Origin of the sequence: Elioraea thermophila (ex Habib et al. 2022) (assembly GCF_003336755.1) — a bacterium.
Classification (GTDB): domain Bacteria; phylum Pseudomonadota; class Alphaproteobacteria; order Acetobacterales; family Acetobacteraceae; genus Elioraea; species Elioraea thermophila.
Window position 1 is genome coordinate 25,342 of the sequence record NZ_QMDI01000012.1, and the last position, 17,214, is coordinate 42,555.

Sequence of the window (17,214 nt, forward strand, 5' to 3'; positions counted from 1 at the left end):
ACCACGCCCCGGTCGTGCTACCCCTCGGGCGATGATCATCGGCCTCGGTTCCGACCTCTGCGACATCCGCCGCATCGAGGCGGCCCTCGAGCGCTGGGGCGAACGCTTCGTCGCGCGCGTCTTCACCCCTCTCGAGCGGGCCAAGGCGGACGCGCGGGCGGCGCGTGCCGCCACCTACGCCCGGCGCTTCGCCGCCAAGGAGGCCTGCGCCAAGGCTTTGGGCACGGGGCTTCGCATGGGCGTCCATTGGCGCGACATGGAGGTGGTGAACCTTCCGTCCGGCCAGCCCACGCTTCGCCTGCACAACGGCGCCGCCGCCCGGCTCGCCGCCATCACGCCTCCCGGGATGGTGGCGCGGATCAGCCTGACCATGACCGACGAGCCTCCCATCGCCCAGGCGGTGGTGGTGATCAGCGCGGAACCCCACCTTGCTTGACAATCCGTCTCCCAAGCGGCAGGGCGACCCCGCCACCCCCGTCCCCGCCCCCGGAGCCATGGCGAAACGCAAACCGAGCGGCTGGCTCGAGACGGTGAAGACCGTCGTCTATGCCGGCCTGATCGCGATCGCGATCCGCACCATCGCCTTCGAGCCGTTCAACATCCCCTCCGCCTCGATGGTGCCCACCCTGCTCGTCGGCGACTACCTGTTCGTCTCCAAGTTCTCCTACGGCTATTCGCGCTTCTCCATGCCGTTCTCGCCGAGGCTGTGGGAGGGGCGAATCTTCGCTTCCCTGCCCGAACGCGGCGACGTCGCGGTGTTCCGCTGGCCGCGCGACGAGAGCACGGATTACATCAAGCGCATCGTCGGCCTGCCGGGCGATCGCGTGCAGATGATCGGCGGCGTGCTCTACATCAACGGCGAGGCGGCGCGGCGCGAACCGGCCGGGTTCTGCGAGACGGACGGTACGGGCGTGCGCATCCGCTCGCGCCGCTACATCGAGACCTTGCCGAACGGACGGCGGCACGCCATCTGCGAGTTCAGCGACCAGGAGCGCTTCGACAACACCCCCGAATTCCTCGTTCCCGCCGGCCACGTCTTCGCGATCGGCGACAATCGCGACAACTCCTCGGATTCGCGAGACTTCGGGCCCGGCGGGGTCGGCTTCGTTCCGCTCGAGAACCTGATCGGTCGGGCCGAGATCATCTTCTTCAGCCACGAAGGGCCGTTCTGGCAGGTGTGGAACTGGCGCTTCTCCCGCTTCTTCAACCGCATCCGGTGACGCCCGCCTTCGCCGACGCGCTCGATCATCGTTTTCAGGATCCGGGCCTGCTTGCGCGTGCACTGACCCACCGCAGCCACGTCAAGGGGCGCAAGGGCGGGCTCGAATCGAACGAGCGCCTCGAGTTCGTCGGCGATCGCGTGCTCGGGCTTCTCATCGCCGAGTGGCTGGTCGAGCGGTTCCCGGAGGAGCGCGAGGGGGGGCTCGGGCGGCGGCTGGCGCGGCTCGTCGATCGCGACACCCTCGCCGCAGTCGCGCGCGCCATCGGCCTCGGGGCCGCGCTGGCGATCCCGCCCTCGGAGGAAGCGGCCGGCGTGCGCGAGCGCGACTCGGTGCTGGCGGATGCCTGCGAGGCGTTGATCGGCGCGCTCTACCTCGATGGTGGCTTGGAGGCGGCGCGACGTTTCGTGCGCCGGCACTGGGCGGGGCTCCTCGAGCGCATGGCCGAGGCCCCGCGCGACCCGAAGACGGCGCTGCAGGAATGGGCGCAGGCGCGCGGGCTGCCGCTTCCCGCCTACCGCACGGTGGCCACCGAGGGACCGTCGCACCGGCCACGCTTCACCGTCGCGGTGAGCCTCGGCGACAGCGCCGCGGAAGCGCAAGGCACGACCAAGCGCGAGGCGGAGAAGCGCGCCGCCGCCCGCCTGCTCGCCCAACTCGAGGCACGGCGATGAGCGAGACAGACGCCCCGCCATTTTCGGCGACCCCGTCGCCGAGCCGCTGCGGCTTCGTCGCCATTCTCGGCGCGCCGAACGCCGGCAAATCGACCCTCCTCAACCGTCTGGTCGGCGCCAAGCTCGCCGCCGTATCGCCCAAGCCGCAAACCACGCGCTTCCGCGTGCGCGGCATCGTCATCCGCGGGGCGTCCCAGATCGTCTTCGTCGACACGCCCGGCATCTTCTCGCCCCGTCGCCTGCTCGACCGCGCGATGGTCAAGGCCGCCTGGACGGGGGCGCAGGATGCCGACATCGCGCTCCTCCTCGTGGATGCGAAGACGGGGCTGACCGAAGAGGTGCGCGCCATCGCCGAGCGTCTGAAGGATACGCATCGACCGCTCTGGCTCGCCTTGAACAAGATCGACCTGGTCGAGAAACCGTCTCTGCTCCCGCTCGCCGAAGCGCTGAATGCGATCGCCCCTTTCCAGGAGACGTTCATGATCTCCGCCACCGAGGGCGATGGGCTGGAGCGGCTGCTCGATCGTCTGGCCGACGCCCTTCCCGAGGGGCCCTGGCTCTTTCCCGAGGACGACCTGTCCGACCTGCCGGACCGCCTGCTCGCCGCCGAGATCGTGCGCGAGCAGATCTACCATCAGACGCGCGAGGAGGTGCCCTACGACACCACGGTGGAAACCGAAGAATGGCAGGAGCGCGAGGATGGGTCGGTCGCGATCCGTTGCGCCATCGTCTGCGCCAAGGAAGGGCAGAAGGGCATCCTGATCGGCAAGGGAGGGCAGAGGCTGAAAGCGATCGGGTCGCGGGCACGGATGGAGCTCGAGCGCGAGTTGGGCCGGCGCGTGCACCTCTTCCTGCACGTGCTGGTGCGCGAGGGCTGGGACGAGGAGAAGGCTCGTTTGCGCGCCATGGGGCTCGAGCCCTGAGCGACGGCGATGGAAACTTGGGAAGACGAGGCGGTGGTGCTGTCCGCAAGGCTCCATGGCGAGGGCCATGCGATCGCCACGGTGTTCACGCCGACCCAGGGCGTGCGGCGTGGCCTCGTCTACGGCGGTGCGGGCCGGCGCGGGCGCGCGACCTGGCAGTCGGGCAACGTGCTCGCAGCGCGCTGGCAGGCGCGGCTTGCCGACCAGCTGGGTCGTCTCGAGGGCGAAGCGCTGTGCGCCGCTTCCGCCGCCGCACTGGGGGATCCGCTCGCGCTTGCCGTCGTCGCCTCCGCCTGTGCGGTGGCCGAAGCCGGCTTGCCCGAGGCCGAGCCGCACCCGAGGGCGTACGCGGCGCTGGTCGCGCTGTTCGGCCGTCTCGACGCGGGCGAGGAGCTCGTGGCGGATTACGTGCGCTGGGAGATCGTTCTCCTGGCGGAACTCGGCTACGGGCTCGACCTCTCGGCCTGCGCGCTCACGGGGGCGCGCGAGGGCCTGGCCTTCGTCTCGCCGCGCACGGGGCGGGCGGTGACGGCGGCGGCGGCGGGGCCATGGCGGGAGCGGCTGCTGCCGCTGCCCGCCTTCCTGGTCGACGCGGCGGCGCCGTCGTCGCCAGGGGATCTCGCCGCCGGCTTGCGCCTCACGGGGCACTTCCTCGCCCGCGACGTGTTCGGCGCCGCACACCGGCCACCGCCGCCTGCGCGCGAGCGCCTGGTCGCGGCAATCGAGGCCCGTGCCGCGGCGCGTCCGACCGAAGCGGAGCGAGCCGCGCCGTGACCGACAAGGCCACGACGCTTGCCCACGCGGCGCGGGAAGCGGCCGGATCCTGCGCCCTCGTGCGCGACCCAGCCTCGTTCTCTTTCCTGCGCAAGGCGGTCGCGGCGGTGATGACGGTGTCGGGCCCGCTGTCTCCGCTGGCCTTGTTTCGGATCCTGCGCCGGGTCGCGCCCTACACCATGGTGCCGCCGATTGGGGTTGCCTTCGCCGCGCAAGAGGCAGCGAAGGCGGCGGAGGGGGGCGGGCAGATCGTCGAGTGCGGCGCCTGGATGGGGGGGACGAGCTTCGCGATGGCGCTCGCCCAGCGCAGGCGATTCGGCCGGGTGCGCGCTCCCGTATGGATGTTCGACAGTTTCAAGGGGCTGCCGCAGCCGGACGCGAGGGACGGGGAGGCGGCGTTCCGGCTGATGGAGCGTCAACCCCGCCCGCTTGCGGTCCCGGTCGATACGGTGCGGGCTCTGCGCGACGCCCTCGGCTTCGGCGAGAGCGATGCGCCGATCGTGCCGGGCTGGTTTGACCAGACTCTGCCCCAATCGGTCGCGGCGCTGCGCGCGGGCGGCGGCATCGCGCTCCTGCGGCTGGACGGCGACTGGTACGAGAGCACCCTCACCGCCCTGCGCACGCTTCTTCCCCTGGTGCGCGTGGGAGGCGTGGTGATCATCGACGATTATTACGCCTGGGAGGGGTGTGCGCGGGCCGTGCACGAGGTGCTCGCTGCCGAACCCGTGGTGCCTCGCCTGCGCACGGCGCCCGGCGCAGCGGGCGCTTGGTTTGTCAGGGCGGGCGGATAGGGGTGCGGGGGAGCTCGGACGTTTCGCGCTCGCGGCCTCTGTCGCTTGCGACACCGCGGCCGACGTCGTCGAGCGTCTCACCACCTTCCCTTCGATGTCGCATGCGGATTTCCCGCTCTTCCGACCGGCCCGTCCCGACGGCGTGCGGTTCAGCACGGTCATGCCGGGGGGCGCTTTTGGGCCAGCGGGGGCGGGCCGACGGGTCGGCGTTGGGGACGAGGCGAAGTCATGAGCTTGCGAGAGCGTCGAATCGTCATCCTCGGCGCCGGTGGCCACGGCCGCGGGGTCGCCGACATCTTTACCCTCTCCGGCTGGAGGGTGGACGGTTTCCTCGCCGACGCGAAGGACGGGCTCGTGGCGGGGCTTCCCGTGCTCGGGCCCTTGGCGCGCGCCTTCGAGGCCGGCTTCCTGGACGGGCGGGCGGCGATCGTCGCGCTCGGCGACAACGGAAAGCGGGCCTTGATCTCCCGGGCCCTCCTCGATCGCGGCGTGGCGCTGGCCACCGCGATCCAACCGAGCGCGGTGGTGGCAGGCGACGCCGTGATCGGCGCCGCAACGATGGTCGGCGCCGGGGCGATCCTCGGGGTGGGGGCGCGCGTCGGTAGGTTCTGCATCGTCAACACCGCGGCGAGCGTGGATCATGACTGCGTGCTGGAGGAAGGTGCGTTCGTCGCTCCCGGCGTGCGGCTCTGCGGCGGCGTGCGCCTCGGCGAGGGCGCCTTCGTCGGGGCTGGCGCGGTGATCCTGCCCGGCGTGACGGTCGGCGCCGGGACGCGGATCCCGGCGGGTTCGGTGGTGTCCGGCTCCCGGTTCTGAGCGGCAACCGACCGCCGACCTCGCCGTCAGAGCGTGTGCGTCGCGCGAAACCCCCCGTTCACCATCTTTTGCCAGGATCGGGGTCGGGCAAGCTGTGGGAAGGCAACGCCATGAAGAACGCCAACGACACGAAGAGGCAGGATGCGACCATCGCCGAACGCCGCGCCTTCCATCGGCTGGACCCCGCCGCATGCGCGACGTTGACGGAGGCCTGGCAGGTTCTCGAACCCAGGCTCGGCCCGGTTCTCGAGGCCTTCTATCGCCACCTGCAGGCCACACCGGAGATGGCAGCGCTCATCTCGGCGCACGCGCGCGGCGGGGTCGAGAGGCTGAAGGAGGCGCAGAAGCGCCACTGGGCAAGGCTGTTCTCCGGCCGGTTCGACGACGACTACGCCGCCGGCGTGCGGCGGATCGGCGAGGCGCATGCGCGGATCGGGCTCGATCCGCGCTGGTATCTCGGCGGCTATGCGATGGCGCTGGCCGAGATCGCGCGGGTGTTCGGCGCGGCGAACCGCTGGAACGGCCGGCGCGTGGCCGAACTGACGGCGGCGGTGACGGAGGCGGTCTTCCTCGACATGGGGCTCGCTCTCGACGTGTATTTCGAGGCCGCGCGAAAGGAGGCTGAGGCGGCTCGGAGCCGTCTCGCCGCCGAGTTCGAGCGGGAGATGGGCGTGCTGATCGCCGGGGTCGCCTCGGCCGGGACCGAGCTTTCCGCGAACGCGGACACGCTCGCCTCGGTGTCCGGCCGGGTGGCGGAACGGTCCGTGTCCGCGGCGGCCGCGACCGAGCAGGCTTCGACCAACATCGCGACCATCGCTTCGGCGGCGGAAGAGTTGTCCGCCTCGATCGCCGAGATCACGCGTCAGGTGAGCGAGAGCGCGCGCGTGGCCGCGCGGGCGGCGGGCGAGGCGCGGGCCACCGACCGGACGATCGCCTCGCTCGCCGAGACGGCGGGCAAGATCGGCGACATCGTGCGGCTGATCAACGACATCGCCGGGCAGACGAACCTGCTCGCGCTGAACGCGACCATCGAGGCGGCGCGGGCCGGCGAGGCGGGCAAGGGCTTCGCCGTGGTCGCCTCGGAGGTGAAGAACCTGGCGAGCCAGACCGCGAAGGCGACGGAGGACATCGCGGCTCAGGTGGCGGCCATCCAGGCGGAGACGACGCGCGCGGTGGAGGCGATCCGCGGCATCGGCGCGATCGTCGCGGAATCGGAGCGCGCCGCGGCGGCGATCGCCGCCTCGGTCGAGGAGCAAGGGGCGGCGACGAAGGAGATCGCGCGCAGCGTGCAGGAGGCGGTGCGGGGGACGTCGCTGGCCTCGGAGGCGGTCTCCGGCGTGCAGGACGCGGCACGGGAGGCCGACGAGGCGGTGAAATCCTTGCGTGCCGCGGCGGCTGAGCTCGCCCGCAACGGCGAGGCGCTGCGGGCCGGGGTCGACTCCTTCCACGCCCGGGTGCGCATCGCGGCCTGACAGGGGCGGGGGTGAAGGCGCCGGCGGTAGGGCCCGGCGTACCCACGCGCGCACCATCCGCGAGCCTTCCCGACACGTACCGGGCGCCGTCGCCGAACGGGGATGGCTCGCTGACGCGTTTGCGGCGGTTTCTCGCCGTCGGTGTCGCGGTCGCCCCAGCCGCCCGGTCGTCCCCGTCGCGGCACCGGGGGTGTCGTTGTTCATGGGGCGAGACGGGTTCGGTCTCGTGCGAGGCTGGGCGGAAGCCCGCGCCGGCAGGGCGTCCCCCGTGCCGGGGCGGACGAGCCGCCAGCCGGGTCGGTCGCCCAGTCGACCATGCCGTGCGGCACGGCGCGCCCGCCGTGTTGGCCAAGGGCCTGCGAAGGCGAGCAGGGCGAACCGTGCTGCCCGTGGCGTTGTGCCGTCGGCTCGGCGCGGCGTCAGTCGGCGGGGTGGCGACCGTCTGGCCAGGCGCCGCGTCGACAACCCGTTCGGCGGCCTCGCCATCAAGGCCATCAGCTTCACCGCCGCGACCGGCATCTCGGCCGACATCTGCGGCCCGAATGGCGATGCGGCGTGCACCAACCAGTCCGACTACACCTACACCCTGGTCGAACTCCGGGTCGAGGTCGTGCCCGAGCCGACTGCGCTCGCCCTGCTGGGTGCCGGCCTGCTCGGCCTCGGTGTCGCCGCCCGTCGCCGCGCCGGCGGCTGATGAACGAAGGATCGGGATGCGACGAAGGGGCGGGGCAACCCGTCCCTTCTTCGTTCCTGTCCCGGTCGTCGCGTCACGCCTCCGCCAGTGCCGCCGCGATCGCCCGGTTCATCGCCCGCACCCCTGCTGCCGGCCCCTGGGGGTGGTTCCATACCGCCGAGATCACGGCGAGGAAATCCGCCCCCGCCCGCACCAGCACCGCGCAGTTCTCCGGCGTGATGCCGCCGATCGCGACAGAGGGGATCTCCGTCGTCTCCGACCAGATGGTGAGGATTTCCGGGTCGGGCCGATGCTTGGTCTCCTTCGTGCCGGTGGGGAAGAAGGCGCCGAAGGCGACGTAGTCCGCCCCCGCCTCGGCGGCCTCCATGGCGAGGTGGCGGGAGTCGTGGCAGGTGGCGCCGAGCGTCAGATCGGGCCCCAACAGACGCCGCGCCGCCCGCAGATCCCCGTCCTCGCGGCCCAGATGCGCCCCGTCCATGCCGCAGGCCACCGCCAGATCGGCGCGGTCGTTCATCAGGAAGGCGACGCCGCGGTCCTGCACCACCGGACGGAGAAGGTCGGCGGCACGGCGGATCGCGTCGTCATCCACCCCCTTGAGCCGCAGCTGCACGGCGGCGACGTCGCCGGCGTCGAGGGTGCGCGCGAGGTCGTCACGAAACCGGATCGGATCGAACGCGGGCGGGGTGATCAGGTAAAGCCGACATCGCGGTTCGGATGCCGCGCCCTCTTCCCGCGGCCCTCCGCCCGCTCTCGCTGGCCCGGCGCCGCTCACGCCTTGCCCTGATAGATCTCGATGATCCGCCCCAGCATGGCGAGCGCCTTCTCCTTCGGCCTTTGGAAGGTGTTGCGGCCGATGATGGAGCCCGCGCCGCCGCCGTCGCGAATGGCGCGGCACTCGGCGTAGATCCCTTCCTCGTCCTTCGCCTCGCCGCCCGAGAACACGACGAGACGCCGGCCGGCGAACGCCGCCTGCACCACGTGCTCGATCCGCTTGGCGAGGGTCGCGATGTCGATCGCCTCCTTCTCGTAGACCTTTTTCGCCGCCTCCAGCGCCACGTGCTCCGTCGGCGGCTTCACCTTGATGATGTGGGCGCCGAGAAGGGCCGCCATGTGCGCGGCATAGGCGCAGATGTCGACCGCCGTCTCGCCGGCCTTGTCCAGCATCGGCCCGCGCGGATAGGACCACACCACCACCGCGAGCCCCACCGACTTCGCTTCCTCGGCGAGCTCGCGCAGCTCCTCCATCATCTCGAACTGGTCCTCGGAGCCCGGGTAGATGGTGAAGCCGATCGCGCTGCAGCCGAGCCGCAGCGCATCGCCGACCGACCCGGTCACCGCCTGGTCCTTCACGGTGGACAGGCTGTTCGACGAGTTCACCTTCAGGATCAGCGGGATGGCGCCGGCGAAGCTGTCGGCGCCGGCCTCCAGCATGCCGAGGGGTGCCGCATAGGCCGAAAGCCCCGCCTCGATCGCGAGCTGGAAATGGTAGTGCGGGTCGTAGGCCGGTGGGTTGGGCGCGAAGGAGCGGGCAGGACCGTGCTCGAACCCCTGATCGACGGGGAGGATGACGAGCTTGCCGGTTCCACCCAGCCGTCCCGCCATCAGGATGCGGGCGAGGTTGGCCTTGGTGCCCGGATTGTCGCTTTCGTAGTTGGCGAGGATGTCCTTCACCCGCCGGGTGATCCGCATGATGGGCACTCCTCTCCTGGCTGATCGGCCGGCGGTTTAGGGCAGGGCGGCGCCCCTGTCACTTGCCGGCGAGCCAGGCCGCGAGGCGGCGCGCCGCCCCGGCCTCTCCGAGATCGAGCGCGGGGGGGCGGCTCGTCAGCACCTCGGCGCCCAGCGCCCGCGCGATCGCGGCGAGACGCTCCGCCTGCGCCTCCGCGCCTTCGAACACCACGGCCCGAATGCCCCCGCGCAACGCCTCCAAGGCCAAACCCGCCTCGTCGGCGCAATCGAGGATGTCTCGGCCCGCAACCGACGGATGGGCTGCCCGCGCCGTGCCGGTCAGCGCCTGCCACCAGCCTGCCCCCGCATAGCAAGCCGCCCCGGGCCCGGAGAGCAGATCGAGCATGACGCCCAGCCGTTCCGCCGCCGCCAGCGCGGCGCGCGCCTGGTCGAGGCCGTGCACCACCACTGCCTGGCCCATGCGCTCGTGTTGACCGCGACGGAAACGCCTGTCTAGGGTCGGCCGAACCCAGCCGAGGACACGCACTCTTCATGCCGGACGACGCGCCCACCCTGGAGGCCGCCTGCGCGATGCTCGAAACCGCGGTCGCGCGGCTCGAGCAGGTGGCGGAGGCGATTGCGCGCCGCGAGGAGGAACGCGCGAAGGAGCCCTCGGCCGAGGCGCTCGCCGCCACCATGGCGGAGGCGGCTGAGCGCCTCGATGCGGTGATCGCGCGGCTCGCCGCCGTCCTCGAGCAGGGCTGAGCGCGTGGGGCAGGTCAGCCTGAAGATCGGCGGCTTCTCCTACCTCGTCGGTTGCGCCGACGGCGAGGAGGCGCAGCTGCGCGCGCTCGGGGAGGAGCTCGATCGGCGGGTGGCGGAAACGCGAGCGGCCGTCGGCAACCGCGGCGAGGCGATGCTGCTGGTGCTGGTCGCACTCTCCCTGCTCGATGAGGTGAAGGACCTCAAGGCCGAGGCGTCGGCTCGCCCCGCCCCCGCGCCGGCGGACAGCGCCGAGGTGGGCCGTCGCTTGGCCCAGGTCGCCGCCCGGCTGGATGGCGTTGCGCGACGCCTCGCCCGCGCCTAGGTTCGGTGGGCGGGGCTGCCCGGTGCGTCAGGTCTTTCATCCCCGGGGCCAGTGATCTTCCCAACGGGAGCTGTCCCTGGCGCGGTCGTGGCCGCGTCATATGGCGCCCACCTGCGATGAGCGGGCCTTGGGAGGATGCAACGCCAACGGCCAGGGCGGCTCCGCGCTCGACGGGCGCGCACGCCGATGTTGCGGCCGCGAAGCGGGCGCTGCGGGCGGCCTGCCGGGAACGCCGGGCGGGTCTCGATCCCCGCGCGGGGCTCCTCCTCGCCGGCCATGTGTTGGACCTGCTTCGCCCGCCGCGCGGGGCAGTGGTGGCCGGCTTCTGGCCGCTGCCGGGCGAGATCGATCCACGCCCCTTGCTGCTCGCCCTCGCCGGGCGCGGCCACGCGCTCGCCCTTCCTGTCACGAGTGGGCGCGGCACGGCCCTGTCGTTCCGCCTGTTCCGCTTCGGCGACCCCCTCATTGCCGGCCCCTTCGGCACGCGGGAACCGGCAGCGCAGGCCCCGACCCTGGAGCCCGATTGGCTCCTCGTCCCCTTGCTCGCCTTCGACCGGGCGGGGAATCGGCTCGGGCACGGGGCCGGGTATTACGACGCCACGCTCGCGGCGTTGCGCGCACGGCGGCGGGTGTTCGCCCTCGGCATCGCCTTCGCCGCCCAGGAAGTGGAGCGGGTGCCGACCGATGACCGCGACGAGCGGCTCGACGCGGTCGCCACCGAAGCGGGAGTGATCGTACCATGACGGGCGGGCGCCCAGCCATGCTGATGCCGGGGCGGAACGGGTTCGACCATGGGATCACGCCAGGATCGCAAAGCCATCCGCGACGAGGTGCTGGACACGATCGCCGAGGCCTTCGTCTTCGGCGAGGGCGACCCGGACGAGGAGGCGATCCTCGCCCTGTGGGAGGGCAACGCGGACGCGGACCTCGCCGCCCAGGCGATCGCGCGATGGCATCTCGACGAGGGCTACAGCCAGTGGTGGGAGGAATTCTCGCGCGACCCCTCGCACATGGAGCGCTACGGCTACGACGCGGCGGATTTGGCGGAGGCTTTCGCGCGGCTGCGCGTGAGCTGGAGGGAGCGGCTTCGGCTCCGTCGCGCCGCGCCGAAAGGCGGGCCGGACGAGGGCACCCGAGCCTGAGCGCGGCGCGGGCTTCGGCCGTTGCCGCCGCGGCGAGGGAACGGTTCGGGTGAGGATCCTCTTTCTCGGCGACGTCGTCGGCCGCTCGGGGCGGGAGGCGGTTGCGCGCTACCTGCCCGATCTCCGCGCGCGCCTCGCCCCCGATCTCGTCGTCGTCAACGCCGAGAACGCGGCGCACGGCTTCGGGCTGACGCCGGAAATCGCGCGCGCGTTGTTCGCCGCCGGGGCGGATGTGCTCACCTTGGGCAACCATGCCTGGGACCGGCGCGAGATCATCCCCTACATCGAGGGCGAGCCGCGGCTGTTGCGCCCTCTCAACTATCCGCCCGGCACGCCGGGGCGTGGGGCGGGGGTGTTCGGCGTCGGGCAGCGGCGCGTGCTCGTCGTCAACGCGATGGGGCGCCTGTTCATGGAGCCGCTCGACTGCCCGTTCCGTGCCGTCGAGGCGCTGCTGGAGAGCCACGGGCTCGGGCGCACCGTCGATGCGATCGTGATCGACCTCCATGCCGAGGCGACGAGCGAAAAGGCGGCCTTCGCGCACCTGTTCGACGGTCGGGTTTCCCTCGTCGTCGGCACCCATACGCATGTGCCGACGGCGGATTGGCGAATCCTGCCGGGGGGGACGGCATTCCAGTCGGATGCCGGCATGTGCGGTGACTACGACAGCGTGATCGGGATGCAGAAGGAGGGCTCCGCCGCCCGCTTCGTCCGTCGCCTGCCGGCGGAGCGTCTTGCGCCGGCGGAGGGCGAAGCGACGGTGTGCGGCCTGTTCGTCGAGACCGACGACGCGACGGGGCTTGCGCGGCGCCTCGCGCCCGTTCGCGTCGGCGGGGTGCTCGCACCGTCCTGGGATGGGGGCTAGCGGGGGAAGGGCCGATCGGCCCTTCCCCCACACGCGCTGCCTGGCGGTGAGGGTGAGTGGGCGGCCTAGCGGGGGAAGGGCCGATCGGCCCTTCCCCCACACCCCTATCCCTTTCCCCCTTTTTGCCTTCGCTGCTAAACCCGCGCCCCGATCGAGCATCCACCCCCGACGAGTCGCGGCCATGGCAGGCCATTCGCAGTTCAAGAACATCATGCACCGCAAGGGCGCGCAGGATGCCAAGCGCGCCCGGCTGTTCGCCAAGCTCATCCGCGAGATCACGGTCGCGGCCCGCCAGGGCCTGCCTGACCCCGCCGCCAACCCCAGGCTGCGCGCCGCCGTCGCCGCCGCCCGCCAGGCCAACATGCCGAAGGACACGGTGGAACGCGCGATCAAGAAGGCGGCCGGCGAAGGCGGGGCGGACGATTACGTCTCCCGCCGCTACGAGGGCTACGGGCCCGGCGGGGTGGCGATCATCGTCGAGGCGCTGACCGACAACCTCAACCGCACCGCCTCCGACATCCGCTCGCTCTTCTCCAAGCACGGCGGCGCGCTCGGCGAAACCAATTCCGTCGCCTTCCTGTTCGACCGCCTGGGCGTGATCCGTTACCCCGCCGCCACGGCCTCGGCCGAGGCGATGCTGGAGGCGGCGATCGAGGCCGGGGCGGAGGACGTGCAGAGCGGGGAGGGGGGGCACGAGGTGCTCTGCGCGCCGGAGGATCTCTTTGCCGTGCGCGACGCGCTCGCCGCCCGCTTCGGCGACCCGGAGGAGGCGAAGCTCGATTGGCGCCCGAAGACCACCGCGCCGATCGACGAGGAGCAGGCCCAGGCCGTCCTGAAACTGATCGACGCGCTCGAGGACCTCGACGACGTGCAGGCGGTGTTCGCCAATTTCGAGGTCTCCGACGACGTGCTGGCCCGGCTCGGTGCCTGACGGGGATCCGCGACCGTTCCGCGTGCTGGGCCTCGACCCCGGGCTCGGGGCCACCGGCTGGGGGGTGATCGACGCCTGGGGCTCGTCCTTGCGCCACGTCGCCGACGGGGTGGTGGAGACGGACGCCGCCCTCGACCTCGCCCCCCGGCTTGCCGCGCTGCACGCCGCGCTTGCCGCCATCATCGACCGCTACCGCCCGGACGCGGCGGCGGTGGAGGAGACCTTCGTCAACCGCAACCCGCGCTCCACGCTCAAGCTGGGCCAGGCGCGGGGGGTGGTGCTGCTTGCGCCGGCGCTGGCCGGGATCCCGGTGGCGGAATACCAGGCGACGGCGGTGAAGCGGGCGGTCACCGGCCAGGGCCACGCGGCGAAGGAGCAGGTGCAGGCGATGGTGCGGCACCTTCTGCCCGGCGCCGCCCCCGGCCGGGCGGATGCGGCGGATGCGCTCGCTGTCGCCATCTGCCACGCCCACACCCGCACCACCCTCGCTCGGTTCGCCCGCGGATGATCGGCAGGCTCTCCGGCACCCTCGTCTCGGCCGAAGCCGAGACGGTGCTGATCGACGTCGGCGGCGTCGGCTACGAGGTCGGCGTCTCCACCCGCACCCGCGCCGGCCTCCCTCCGCTCGGCGCTCCCGTCACCCTCGCCATCGCGACCCTGGTGCGGGAGGACGCGATCACCCTTTACGGCTTCCTCGAGGCGGCCGAGCGGGCGGCGTTCCGCACGCTGCTCGGCGTGCAGGGGGTGGGGGCGAAGGTGGCGCTCGCATTGCTCTCCGCCTTCTCGCCGGCGGACATCGCCCGCGCGGTGGCGGCGAAGGACGCCAAGGCACTGACCCGCGCCGCCGGGGTGGGGCCGCGCCTCGCCGCCCGGCTGGTGACGGAACTCGCCGGCAAGCCCGGCTTCCTCGAGGCCGCGATCGACAGCGCCGCACCCGCGGCCGAAGCACCCGTGCCCTCCCTGCCCGGCGACCCCGCCCTTGCCGACGCCCTCTCCGCCCTCGCCCATCTCGGCTACCGCCGCAGCGAGGCGGAACCCGCACTCGCCGAGGCACGCGCCCGCCTCGGGGCTGGGGCGACGGTCGAGGCGCTGATCCGTGACGCGCTGAGGGCGCTCGCCCCGCGATGACAGGCCCCGATCGCCCTGGCCGCCCCGACCGGCTCACCGACCCCGCCGCGCGCGGGGATGATCTCGGCGAAGCCGCCCTCCGCCCGACCCGGCTCGCCGAGTTCATCGGCCAGGCCCAGGCCAAGGCCAACCTCGCCGTGTTCGTCGAGGCCGCCCGTGCCCGCGGCGAGGCGCTCGATCACGTCCTGCTGCATGGGCCCCCGGGCCTGGGCAAGACCACGCTCGCCCAGATCGTCGCGCGCGAATTGGGCGTGGGCTTCCGCGCCACCTCCGGGCCGGTGATCCAGCGCGCGGGGGATCTCGCCGCCATCCTCACCAACCTCGCGCCGCGCGACGTGCTGTTCATCGACGAGATCCACCGCCTGCAGCCGGCGATCGAGGAGATCCTCTACCCGGCGATGGAGGATTTCCGGCTCGACCTCATCATCGGCGAGGGCCCGGCCGCGCGCACGGTGCGCATCGACCTCCCGCCCTTCACCCTGATCGGTGCGACCACGCGCTCGGGGCTGATCGCCACCCCGTTGCGCGATCGCTTCGGCATCCCGCTTCGCCTCACCTTCTACGCGCCGGAGGAACTCGTTGCCATCGTGCGCCGGGCGGCGGCGCTGCTCGACCTCGCCCTCGCGCCCGACGGGGCGGAGGAGATCGCGCGCCGCTCGCGCGGCACGCCGCGCATCGCCGGCCGCCTCTTGCGGCGCGTGCGCGACTTCGCCGCCGTCGAAGGGGTGGCGGTGGTCGATCGCGCCGCCGCCGATGCGGCCCTCACGCGACTGGAGGTGGATCGGCGCGGGCTCGATGCGATGGACCGGCGCTACCTCTCGCTGATCGCCGAGCGCCACGGCGGCGGCCCGGTGGGCGTGGAGACCATCGCCGCCGCGCTCGCCGAATCGCGCGACGCGATCGAGGACGTGATCGAGCCCTACCTGATCCAGGAGGGCTTCGTGCTGCGCACGCCGCGCGGGCGTGTGCTCGGCGAGGCGGGGTGGCGCCACTTGGGCCTCGCCCCGCCGCGCGGGGTGCAACCGGATCTGCTCGCGCTGCGCGACGAGCCCGATGCCTGACGCCCCCGCCCATCGCTTTCCCGTCCGCGTCTATTTCGAGGACACGGATGCGGGCGGTGTCGTCTACCACGCCGCATACCTGCGTTTCGCCGAGCGCGCGCGCACGGAATGGCTGCGCGACCTGGGCCTTGCCCACTCGCAGTTGATCGCGCGCGAGGGGCTGATCTTCGTCGTCAAGCGGCTCGCGATCGACTATGTCCGCCCGGCACGGCTCGACGAGTCGCTCGTCGTCGAGACGCGTCTGGCGGGCCTCGGTCGCGCCTCCGTCACCTTGGCGCAGACCGTGCGGCGCGCGGAGGCGACGGTCGCTGCGCTCGAGGTGGTGCTCGCCTGCGTGCGCCTCGCCACGGGCAGGCCGGAAGCGATGCCGGAGGGGCTGCGCGGGCTCATCCGTGCGCAATCTGGGGTGTGAGGGGAATGGACCGGGCAGTCGAAGCGGCGGGGCTCGCGGCGGGGGCGCACGATCTCTCGCTCTGGGGCCTGTTCCTGCAGGCCGACATCGTGGTCAAGGCGGTGATGGTGGGGCTCCTCCTCGCCTCCGTCGTCGTCTGGGCGGTGATCTTCGAGAAGGTGACGACCATCCGCCGCCTGAATGCGCGCGCGGACGGCTTCGAGGACGATTTCTGGTCGGGCCGCGACTTGGGCGACCTGTTCGAGCGGGTGCGCGACGAACCGCGCCATCCGATGGAGGCGGTGTTCGCCGCCGCGATGCGCGAGTGGCAGAAGAGCGCACCGCGAATTGCGCACGCCTCGGAGAGCGTGCGGGCGTCGATGAAGGAACGGATCGAACGCGCCATGGGCATCACCATCCAGCGCGAGATGGAGCGGCTCGAACGCTGGATGGTGTTCCTCGCCTCGGTCGGTTCGGCGGCACCCTTCATCGGCCTGTTCGGCACGGTGTGGGGGATCATGAATTCGTTCGCCGCGATCGCGCAGATGCGCAACACCAACCTCGCGGTGGTGGCGCCGGGCATCGCGGAAGCCCTGTTCGCCACCGCGATCGGGCTCGCCGCCGCCATTCCCGCCGTGCTCGCCTACAACAAGATCAGCACCGATCTCGCGCGCTACGCCGCGCGGCTGGAGGCCTTCGCCGCCGAGTTCGGCGCCATCCTGTCGCGGCAGATGGAGGAGAGGCGGACCTGATGGCGGGGGCGATGCTCGACCCCCCGCGGGGGGGAAGCGGCAAGCGTCGGTACCGGCCGATGGCGGAGATCAACATGATCCCGCTGATCGACGTGATGCTGGTGCTGCTGATCATTTTCATGGTTTCGGCCCCGCTGCTCACCGTCGGCGTGAACGTCGACCTGCCGCGGACCTCGGCCAACCCGGTCTCGTCGCCCGATGAGCCGATTTCGGTCAGCATCACCGCCGAGGGGCGCGTGTTCATCCAGGAGACGGAGGTGGCGATCGGCGACCTGGTGCCGCGGCTGCGCACGATCGCGGAAGCCCGGGGCGGCAACGAGGCGCGCATTTTCGTCCGCGGCGATCGGGCGATCGCCTATGGGCGGGTGATGGAGGTGATGGGGCTGATCGCGCAGGCCGGCTTCACGCGGGTCGCCCTGCTCGCCGAACAGCCGGCGGGCCGAGAGCCTGCGCGGGCGGGGACGCGCTGAGGGCGCGCGTGGGCGGCGGTGCGTCGGTCCCTTCTCCTCTCGGCCGGCCTGCATGCGCTTGTCCTTTTCGCGCTCCTGCTCGGCGTCTCGCCCACGAAGCGCTTCGAGGAGCCGCGCGAGGAAGGCATCCCCGTCGAGCTGCTGATCGCGCTGGGGCCGGCTTCGCCGGCGGAAACGCCGGCTGCTCCCGCCGAGCCCGAGCCCTCGCCCGCGCCGAGCCCCATTCCGGAGCCCGCGCCGCCGACGCCGGCCCCTCCGCCGCCGCCTCCGCCGCCTCCTCCGCCCCCGCCGCCGCAGCCCTCTCCGCCTGAGCCGGCGCCCACCCCGCCGCCGCCCGCGCCGCCTCCGCCGCCTCCGC

The 17,214-nt window shown here is 72.4% G+C and carries 25 protein-coding genes and 1 other RNA gene; 23 read left to right on the forward strand and 3 right to left on the reverse strand.

Going from position 1 to position 17,214, the window contains the following annotated elements:
- Window positions 1–31: 31 nt before the first annotated feature.
- From acpS to DWB05_RS14925, 9 genes are all read left to right on the forward strand, one after another.
- Complete coding sequence (gene acpS, locus DWB05_RS13480; protein WP_114377739.1) at window positions 32–436, forward strand: holo-ACP synthase; 405 nt, start codon at window positions 32–34, stop codon at window positions 434–436.
- A 58-nt stretch (window positions 437–494) separates the two neighbouring features.
- Window positions 495–1,220, forward strand: coding sequence for a signal peptidase I (lepB, locus tag DWB05_RS13485; RefSeq protein WP_114377740.1), 726 nt, complete (start codon window positions 495–497; stop codon window positions 1,218–1,220).
- The gene (gene rnc, locus DWB05_RS13490; protein ID WP_114377741.1) at window positions 1,217–1,894 is read left to right on the forward strand and encodes a ribonuclease III; all 678 of its coding nucleotides are present in this window, start codon (window positions 1,217–1,219) and stop codon (window positions 1,892–1,894) included. Before lepB ends, rnc begins: the two co-directional genes overlap by 4 nt.
- The gene (gene era / locus DWB05_RS13495) at window positions 1,891–2,817 is read left to right on the forward strand and encodes a GTPase Era (protein ID WP_114377742.1); all 927 of its coding nucleotides are present in this window, start codon (window positions 1,891–1,893) and stop codon (window positions 2,815–2,817) included. The genes rnc and era overlap by 4 nt, the downstream gene beginning before the upstream one ends.
- A 9-nt stretch (window positions 2,818–2,826) precedes the next feature.
- Window positions 2,827–3,591 (forward strand): DNA repair protein RecO, encoded by a 765-nt coding sequence (recO, locus tag DWB05_RS13500; RefSeq protein ID WP_114377743.1) that lies wholly within the window; start codon window positions 2,827–2,829, stop codon window positions 3,589–3,591.
- Window positions 3,588–4,382 (forward strand): TylF/MycF/NovP-related O-methyltransferase, encoded by a 795-nt coding sequence (locus DWB05_RS13505; protein ID WP_114377744.1) that lies wholly within the window; start codon window positions 3,588–3,590, stop codon window positions 4,380–4,382. The genes recO and DWB05_RS13505 overlap by 4 nt, the downstream gene beginning before the upstream one ends.
- Before the next feature lie 228 nt (window positions 4,383–4,610).
- A complete protein-coding gene (locus tag DWB05_RS13510; RefSeq protein ID WP_114377745.1) occupies window positions 4,611–5,198 on the forward strand; it encodes an acetyltransferase in 588 nt (195 codons plus the stop codon).
- A gap of 110 nt (window positions 5,199–5,308) precedes the next feature.
- A complete protein-coding gene (locus tag DWB05_RS13515; protein WP_114377746.1) occupies window positions 5,309–6,670 on the forward strand; it encodes a globin-coupled sensor protein in 1,362 nt (453 codons plus the stop codon).
- Between the two features lie 397 nt (window positions 6,671–7,067).
- Complete coding sequence (locus DWB05_RS14925; protein WP_198669180.1) at window positions 7,068–7,364, forward strand: PEP-CTERM sorting domain-containing protein; 297 nt, start codon at window positions 7,068–7,070, stop codon at window positions 7,362–7,364.
- Window positions 7,365–7,437: 73 nt separating this feature from the next.
- On the opposite strand, the gene thiE is transcribed toward DWB05_RS14925, so the two are convergent.
- The 3 genes from thiE to DWB05_RS13535 all read right to left on the reverse strand — a co-directional run bounded on the left by thiE (window position 7,438) and on the right by DWB05_RS13535 (window position 9,513).
- The gene (gene thiE / locus DWB05_RS13525; protein WP_232818553.1) at window positions 7,438–8,055 is read right to left on the reverse strand and encodes a thiamine phosphate synthase; all 618 of its coding nucleotides are present in this window, start codon (window positions 8,053–8,055) and stop codon (window positions 7,438–7,440) included.
- A 77-nt stretch (window positions 8,056–8,132) separates the two neighbouring features.
- Window positions 8,133–9,053: a class I fructose-bisphosphate aldolase gene (locus DWB05_RS13530; protein WP_114377748.1), complete on the reverse strand. Its 921-nt coding sequence runs from the start codon at window positions 9,051–9,053 to the stop codon at window positions 8,133–8,135.
- 58 nt (window positions 9,054–9,111) lie between these two features.
- Window positions 9,112–9,513, reverse strand: a complete 402-nt coding sequence (locus tag DWB05_RS13535; protein ID WP_114377749.1) for a hypothetical protein — start codon at window positions 9,511–9,513, stop codon at window positions 9,112–9,114.
- Window positions 9,514–9,584: 71 nt separating this feature from the next.
- Between DWB05_RS13535 and DWB05_RS13540 the strand changes: the two genes are divergently transcribed.
- The 14 genes from DWB05_RS13540 to DWB05_RS15160 form a co-directional block, all read left to right on the forward strand.
- Window positions 9,585–9,797 carry a hypothetical protein gene (locus DWB05_RS13540; RefSeq protein ID WP_114377750.1) on the forward strand — a complete coding sequence of 71 codons (213 nt, stop codon included), beginning with the start codon at window positions 9,585–9,587 and terminating at the stop codon, window positions 9,795–9,797.
- Between the two features lie 4 nt (window positions 9,798–9,801).
- Window positions 9,802–10,119 carry a cell division protein ZapA gene (locus DWB05_RS13545; RefSeq protein WP_114377751.1) on the forward strand — a complete coding sequence of 106 codons (318 nt, stop codon included), beginning with the start codon at window positions 9,802–9,804 and terminating at the stop codon, window positions 10,117–10,119.
- Between the two features lie 9 nt (window positions 10,120–10,128).
- Window positions 10,129–10,285, forward strand: a non-coding RNA gene (gene ssrS, locus DWB05_RS13550) — 6S RNA.
- A gap of 43 nt (window positions 10,286–10,328) precedes the next feature.
- A complete protein-coding gene (locus DWB05_RS13555) occupies window positions 10,329–10,862 on the forward strand; it encodes a 5-formyltetrahydrofolate cyclo-ligase (protein WP_114377762.1) in 534 nt (177 codons plus the stop codon).
- A gap of 48 nt (window positions 10,863–10,910) precedes the next feature.
- Window positions 10,911–11,261 (forward strand): hypothetical protein, encoded by a 351-nt coding sequence (locus DWB05_RS13560; protein WP_114377752.1) that lies wholly within the window; start codon window positions 10,911–10,913, stop codon window positions 11,259–11,261.
- A gap of 49 nt (window positions 11,262–11,310) precedes the next feature.
- Window positions 11,311–12,123 carry a TIGR00282 family metallophosphoesterase gene (locus DWB05_RS13565; RefSeq protein WP_114377753.1) on the forward strand — a complete coding sequence of 271 codons (813 nt, stop codon included), beginning with the start codon at window positions 11,311–11,313 and terminating at the stop codon, window positions 12,121–12,123.
- A 181-nt stretch (window positions 12,124–12,304) separates the two neighbouring features.
- Window positions 12,305–13,054, forward strand: coding sequence for a YebC/PmpR family DNA-binding transcriptional regulator (locus tag DWB05_RS13570; protein WP_114377754.1), 750 nt, complete (start codon window positions 12,305–12,307; stop codon window positions 13,052–13,054).
- 22 nt (window positions 13,055–13,076) lie between these two features.
- Window positions 13,077–13,562, forward strand: coding sequence for a crossover junction endodeoxyribonuclease RuvC (gene ruvC / locus DWB05_RS13575; RefSeq protein ID WP_114377755.1), 486 nt, complete (start codon window positions 13,077–13,079; stop codon window positions 13,560–13,562).
- Window positions 13,559–14,182, forward strand: a complete 624-nt coding sequence (gene ruvA, locus DWB05_RS13580) for a Holliday junction branch migration protein RuvA (RefSeq protein WP_114377756.1) — start codon at window positions 13,559–13,561, stop codon at window positions 14,180–14,182. Before ruvC ends, ruvA begins: the two co-directional genes overlap by 4 nt.
- Entirely contained in the window at window positions 14,179–15,243 is a 1,065-nt protein-coding gene (ruvB, locus tag DWB05_RS13585; protein ID WP_114377757.1) for a Holliday junction branch migration DNA helicase RuvB, read from the forward strand. The genes ruvA and ruvB overlap by 4 nt, the downstream gene beginning before the upstream one ends.
- Complete coding sequence (ybgC, locus tag DWB05_RS13590) at window positions 15,236–15,655, forward strand: tol-pal system-associated acyl-CoA thioesterase (RefSeq protein ID WP_114377758.1); 420 nt, start codon at window positions 15,236–15,238, stop codon at window positions 15,653–15,655. Before ruvB ends, ybgC begins: the two co-directional genes overlap by 8 nt.
- A 5-nt stretch (window positions 15,656–15,660) precedes the next feature.
- Window positions 15,661–16,386, forward strand: coding sequence for a protein TolQ (gene tolQ / locus DWB05_RS13595; protein WP_114377759.1), 726 nt, complete (start codon window positions 15,661–15,663; stop codon window positions 16,384–16,386).
- On the forward strand, window positions 16,386–16,856 hold the full coding sequence (gene tolR / locus DWB05_RS13600) for a protein TolR (RefSeq protein WP_114377760.1): 471 nt from the start codon (window positions 16,386–16,388) through the stop codon (window positions 16,854–16,856). The genes tolQ and tolR overlap by 1 nt, the downstream gene beginning before the upstream one ends.
- 18 nt (window positions 16,857–16,874) lie before the next feature.
- Window positions 16,875–17,214 (forward strand): hypothetical protein (locus tag DWB05_RS15160; protein ID WP_408608497.1); only part of this gene is annotated, 340 nt, incomplete at its 3' end.